At 66.8% G+C, this 5,627-nt stretch carries 7 protein-coding genes; 6 read left to right on the top strand and 1 reads right to left on the bottom strand.

Going from position 1 to position 5,627, the window contains the following annotated elements; all coding sequences use genetic code 11:
- The 6 genes from cobA to QZ847_RS16515 form a co-directional block, all read left to right on the top strand.
- A partial coding sequence (gene cobA, locus QZ847_RS16540; RefSeq protein ID WP_294358694.1) for a uroporphyrinogen-III C-methyltransferase occupies window positions 1–620 on the top strand: 620 nt, incomplete at its 5' end.
- Between the two features lie 10 nt (window positions 621–630).
- Window positions 631–927, top strand: coding sequence for a DUF2849 domain-containing protein (locus QZ847_RS16535; protein WP_294358692.1), 297 nt, complete (start codon window positions 631–633; stop codon window positions 925–927).
- Entirely contained in the window at window positions 927–2,558 is a 1,632-nt protein-coding gene (locus QZ847_RS16530) for a nitrite/sulfite reductase (RefSeq protein ID WP_294358689.1), read from the top strand. Before QZ847_RS16535 ends, QZ847_RS16530 begins: the two co-directional genes overlap by 1 nt.
- Entirely contained in the window at window positions 2,551–3,027 is a 477-nt protein-coding gene (locus QZ847_RS16525) for a DUF934 domain-containing protein (protein ID WP_294188707.1), read from the top strand. The genes QZ847_RS16530 and QZ847_RS16525 overlap by 8 nt, the downstream gene beginning before the upstream one ends.
- On the top strand, window positions 3,020–3,778 hold the full coding sequence (locus QZ847_RS16520; RefSeq protein ID WP_294358685.1) for a phosphoadenylyl-sulfate reductase: 759 nt from the start codon (window positions 3,020–3,022) through the stop codon (window positions 3,776–3,778). Before QZ847_RS16525 ends, QZ847_RS16520 begins: the two co-directional genes overlap by 8 nt.
- Before the next feature lie 53 nt (window positions 3,779–3,831).
- On the top strand, window positions 3,832–5,301 hold the full coding sequence (locus QZ847_RS16515; protein WP_294358681.1) for a DUF4403 family protein: 1,470 nt from the start codon (window positions 3,832–3,834) through the stop codon (window positions 5,299–5,301).
- Between the two features lie 5 nt (window positions 5,302–5,306).
- On the opposite strand, the gene QZ847_RS16510 is transcribed toward QZ847_RS16515, so the two are convergent.
- Window positions 5,307–5,627: DnaB-like helicase C-terminal domain-containing protein (locus tag QZ847_RS16510; protein WP_294358679.1), on the bottom strand; the 321-nt coding region annotated here is incomplete at its 5' end.

The raw sequence follows: 5,627 nt of genomic DNA, 5'->3' as shown, positions 1-5,627 counted from the left end.
CGGCACAGCGTATCTCCGTCGCCAAGCGCCGCGCCCGCCACACGCTGCCGCAAGAAGCGATCAATGCGCTGATCGTCGCCCATGTGAAGACCGGCGCGATCGTCGTGCGGCTGAAGGGCGGCGACCCCTTCATCTTCGGACGCGGCGGCGAGGAAGTCGAAGCGGTGCGCGCCGCCGGCCTGCCCGTCGAAGTCATTCCTGGCGTCTCGGCGGCGCTCGGCTGCGCGGCGGAGGCGATGCTGCCGCTCACCCACCGCGATCACTCAAGCGCGGTCAGCTTCGTCGCCGGCCAGTGCAAGGGGTTGAGCGAGCAGGACTGGTCGGGCCTTGCCGGGCAAGGCCGTACGCTGGTCATCTACATGGGCGTTGCGACCGCGGACCAGATTGCGGACAAGCTGATGGCGGACGGCGTCGCGCCTGACATGCCAGTCGCGGTGCTTGAAAAGGGTACCCAGCCCGGCCACCGCGCGCTTCGCACCCTGCTCGCCGACCTTGGCGCGATGATGATGCGCGAGAATGTCGCGAGCCCGGCGATCATTGTCGTCGGCGAGGTGGTCGAATTGTCGGATGCCGAGAACCGGCTGACGGGCTATGCCCGCGCCGCGGAGACATTTGCGTGAAGGTGAAAGCGTGAAACTGGTGACGGGCAACGATTTGCCGAGCGGCGACGTGATCTGGTGGACTGGCGGGGGCTGGTCGCGCCACATCGAGGAAGCGGTCGATGCGGGCGACCATGCCGAGGCGATCGCACGCGCGGAAGAAGCCTCGCGCCGCGTCAACGTGCCCTACGTGATCGAGGGCGTGGCGACACCCGAGGGTCCGCGCCCCGCGCACATCAAGGATCGCATCCGTGCGCTCGGCCCGACCGTTCGCCCCGACCTGACATTGAAGCCGGCCGATCCCACGGCCGGAAGCTGGGTAATCTGATGTACAAGTACGACGAGTATGACCAAGCGATCGTCGATGCGCGCGTCGACGAGTTCCGCGACCAGGTGCGCCGCCGCCTGTCGGGCGAGATGACAGAAGATCAGTTCAAGCCGCTCCGGCTAATGAACGGCCTCTACCTCCAACTCCACGCCTATATGCTGCGGATTGCGGTACCCTACGGCACGCTCGACAGCCGGCAGATGCGGATGCTTGGCACGATCGCGCGCAAGTACGACCGCGGCTACGGCCATTTCACCACACGGCAGAACATCCAGTTTAACTGGATCAAGCTGTCCGACGCCCCCGACATCCTGGCCGAGATCGCGACCGTCGAGATGCACGCCATCCAGACGAGCGGTAACTGCATCCGCAACATTTCGTCCGACCAGTACGCCGGCGCCGCCGCGGACGAGGTCGCCGATCCGCGCCCTTGGGCCGAGCTGTTGCGCCAATGGAGCACCTTCCACCCCGAGTTCAGCTACCTGCCGCGCAAGTTCAAGATCGCGGTGATCGCCGCGGACGAGGACCGCGCGGCGATGCGGCTGCACGACATCGGCATCCAGCTTGTCATGCGCGACGGCGAGCTGGGCGCGAAGATCTTTGCCGGCGGTGGCATGGGTCGCACGCCGATGATCTCGCACGAGATCCGCGACTTCGTGACCGCCGACGATTTGATGAGCTACCTTGAGGCCTGTTTGCGGGTCTACAATCGCTACGGCCGCCGCGACAACATCTACAAGGCGCGCATCAAGATCCTGATCCATGAGATTGGCGCCGACGAATACCGTCGCCAGGTCGAAGATGAGTTCGCCGCGGTCAAGCAGCTCGGGCTCGATCCGCCGCGCGCCGAGCTGGAGCGGATCACCGCGATGTTCGCGAGCCCTGCGTTCGAGGACGGTGCCTCAGCCGAGATCGACCGCGGCGATCCCGATTTCGCGGTCTGGCTCGACCGGAACGTGAAGCCGCACAAGCAGGCGGGCTATGCGATCGTCAACGTGTCGTTGAAGCCGATCGGGGGCATTCCGGGCGACGCCTCGGCCGATCAGATCGACGTGATGGCCGATCTCGCCGAGCGGTACGGCCACGACGAACTGCGCGTCACGCACGCGCAGAACATCGTCATCCCCCACGTCCGTGTCGCCGACCTGAAAACGGTGTGGGAGGCGTTGGTCGAGGCCGGGCTCGCCGAGGCGAACCTCGACCTCATCAGCGACATCATCGCCTGCCCGGGCCTCGATTATTGCAGCCTTGCCAACGCGCGCTCGATCCCGCTGGCGCAGAAGATCGCCGAGCGCTTCGCCGATCCGGTGCGCCAGCGTGACCTGGGCGAATTGAAGCTCAAGATTTCAGGCTGCATCAACGCCTGCGGCCACCATCACGCCGGTCACATCGGCATCCTGGGCGTCGATAAGAAGGGCGTGGAAAACTTCCAGCTGTTGCTCGGCGGGTCGGGCGCGGAGGACGTGAGCCTGGGCAAGATCACCGGTCCAGGGTTCAGCGAGGACGGCGTGGTCGACGCGATCGAGCGCGTCACCAACACCTACATCGAGGTGCGTGAGACCGGCGAGCGTTTCGTCGACACCTATCGGCGCGTCGGCATGGAGCCGTTCAAGGAGGCGATCTATGGCTGACGGTTTCGATCCCGACCAGACGACGATGACCGATAGCGGCGGCGGGGTCCAGCTCCGGTTCCGCAACGACGAGGTGAACGAGGAACCCGCGGTCACGCTCGATTCGTTCCTGATCGGGCAATCCAACGCGACCGCCGTCCGGATCGAACCCGGCGACGATGCGCGCGCGCTGCTGCCCTCGCTCGATCGCATCGCGTTGATCGAGGTGTCGTTTCCGAGCTTCCGCGACGGGCGCGGCTACTCGGTCGCCCGCATCCTGCGCGAGGCGGGCTACACGGGCGAATTGCGCGCGTCGGGCGACGTACTGGTCGATCAGATCCCGCTGATGCGACGCTGCGGCTTCGACAGCTTCGCGCCCGAGGCCCCGATCGACGGCGAGACGCTCCGTCGCTCGCTCGATCGCTACGAGTATCATTACCAGAAGGCAGCCGATCCGGCGGTGCCGGTATGGAAGCTTCGTCATGGGTGAGGCCGCGCGCCAGCTCGATACGATCGACACTGGCCGCGTCTATACCGCAGCCGATGCCGCCGCTTTCGCGGCGCGCTTCGCGGGCGTGACCGCGCAGGAGATGCTGCGCGATTTATTGACCGGCGAGTTAAAGGGGCGGATCGCGGCGGTGTCGTCGTTCGGGGCGGAATCGGCGGTGCTGCTTCACATGATCGCCGAGGTCGACCGCGACGTGCCGGTCGTGTTCACCAACACCCAGAAGATGTTCGGCGAAACGCTTGCCTACCGCGACGAGCTCGCCGAACGCTTGGGCTTCACCGACCTGCGCGTGTTCCGCCCCGATCCCAGGCTGCTGCGGCTGAAGGACGACAAGGGCCTGCGCTGGTCCTACGATCCCGACGGTTGCTGCGACCTGCGTAAGGTCGAGCCATTGCGCCGCGCATTGCTGCCGTTCGATGCGTGGATCTCGGGTCGCAAGGGGTTTCAGGCGTCGACGCGCCGCGCCATGCCGCGGTTCGAGGAAGACGACGGGCGGTTGAAGATCAACCCGCTGTCCGCCTGGACCAAGGCCGATCTCGACGCCTATTTCGCCGTGCACGAACTGCCGCGCCATCCGCTCGAAGCGCAGGGTTATCCCTCGATCGGCTGCGCGCCCTGCACCTCGCGCGTGCAGCCGGGCGAGGACCCCCGCGCGGGTCGCTGGCGCGGCTGGGACAAGGTCGAGTGCGGCATTCACGTGCCCGAGAAGCCGGGCGAGGAACCCGCATTCTGAACTGAGCTCGTTTCGGTACTGGATCGAACCGGATTGATCGTAGTTGAGCGCAGGTGCAACGATCGCTCACCTGCCTGGCTCTGGTCACCACCCTCGCGGTCGCCGCATGCAGCCGGCAGGTCGGCAACGCCGCACCACCCAAGGTGACGGGCGGCATCACCATGCCCGAGCAGCCGTCCACCGTGGTCGTGCCGGTCGGGGCGAGCCTCGACGAACTGGAGCGCGGGCTCGATCAACGTACCCCGCGCGAGCTGTGGACGATCGATCGGCACCTGAACGCCTGCATCAAGGCGAAACGAGTCGATCTCGGCATCGCCAAGTTAAAGGTGACGCCCGATCTCGGCTGCCGCATCACCGGCACAGTCACGCGCGGGCCGGTGCAGATCGGAGGACGCGGCGACCGGCTGATCGTGACGCTGCCGATTCACGCGCGCATCTCGGCGCAGGACGTCGGCGGTGTGGCGGGCGAGACCGCGACCGGCAGCGCGATCGTCCGCGCGACCGGAAGCATCACCATTCACGGCGACTGGCAGCCGACCGCGAAGATGCAGCTGTCGTACGACTGGACCCAGCCGCCCGGCGTCGACCTGCTCGGCCAGCGCATCACCTTCACCGACAAGGCCGACGAGAAGCTGCGGCCGGTGCTGGCCAAGCTGGAGCGTGATTTGCCGCAGGAACTCTCGCGGCTGCACCTCCGGCAGCAGCTGGAACAGGTCTGGCGCCAGTCGTTCGCCACGCTTCAGCTCAGCCGGCGCAATCCGCCGGTGTGGATGCGCGTCGCGCCGCGCCGGCTCGGCTATGGCGGTTACCGCGTCGATGGGCGCGCGCTCCGGCTTACGCTGCGCGCGGACGCGCTGACGCAGACGTTCGTCGGGCATCGACCGGCCGATCCGATCGCCACCGCGCTGCCGCCACCATCGACGCAAGTCGGCGCGCCGCACCTCAAGCTCTTCATCCCCGTGCTTGCCGACTACGCCGAGCTAGAACCCGTCGTGCAGCGCACGCTCCGCAAGCTGGCTGCGCGTGGAATCAGCTTGAAAGGCATCGGCGCGGTCGATGCGGCGTTCGGTCGCGTCACTGTTTACGCCACGACCGACCACCGCATCGCAGTCGGCGTCCACGCGAAGGTAAAGGCGCGGTCGAGCCCGATCGCCGACGCCGAGGGTGACGCCTGGCTCGCCGCGCAGCCGTTCAACCAGCCGGGATCGCAGCGGGTTCAGTTCCGCAACCTGGAGTTCGCGACCAAGACCAACTCTCAGCTGGTCGACCTGCTCGCCGCGTTGTTTGCCGATCCGGTGGTCCGCGCGGGTATTGCGGACGGGCTCTCCCACGATTTCGCACCCGATTACCGCAAGCTGATCGGCAAGGTCGAACGCGCAATCGGTGAGCGGCGCGAGGGCGACTTCGTACTGCGCGCCCGCGTGACCAGCGTTCGTAACGGCCGCATTGCCGCGACCGGCGCCGGCCTGTTCATGCCGGTCGCGGTCACCGGGCAGGCCAACATCGCCTACCGTCCGCGCTGATCCGCTCAGTAGCCGGCGTAATCCGAGAAGCGCGTGATCGTCGGATCGAACTTCAGGATCACCTTGCCGGTCGCACCGTGGCGCTGCTTGGCGACGATCAGTTCGGCAAGGCCGTAGACGCGCTCCATGTCGGCCGCCCAAGCGGCATGGTCCTCAAACATCTTGGCGTTGTCGCCCTCGACCGGGCGCTTCGGCTCCTTGGCGGCGACGTAATAGTCTTCGCGGAACACGAACCACACCATGTCGGCGTCCTGCTCGATCGAGCCCGATTCGCGCAGGTCGGACAGCTGCGGGCGCTTGTCCTCGCGCTGCTCGACCGCGCGGCT

It is taken from the genome of uncultured Sphingomonas sp. (assembly GCF_913778135.1).
Taxonomy (GTDB): Bacteria; Pseudomonadota; Alphaproteobacteria; order Sphingomonadales; family Sphingomonadaceae; genus Sphingomonas.
Note: the sequence above shows the minus strand (reverse complement) of the source record. Positions and strands in the feature narration are given on the sequence as shown.

What these genes read in the sequence shown, in the direction of transcription:
- QZ847_RS16530 (WP_294358689.1), top strand. Translation starts at nt 927, where the DNA reads ATGTACAAGTACGACGAGTATGACCAAGCGATCGTCGATGCGCGCGTC.
- QZ847_RS16525 (WP_294188707.1), top strand. Translation starts at nt 2,551, where the DNA reads ATGGCTGACGGTTTCGATCCCGACCAGACGACGATGACCGATAGCGGC.
- QZ847_RS16520 (WP_294358685.1), top strand. Translation starts at nt 3,020, where the DNA reads ATGGGTGAGGCCGCGCGCCAGCTCGATACGATCGACACTGGCCGCGTC.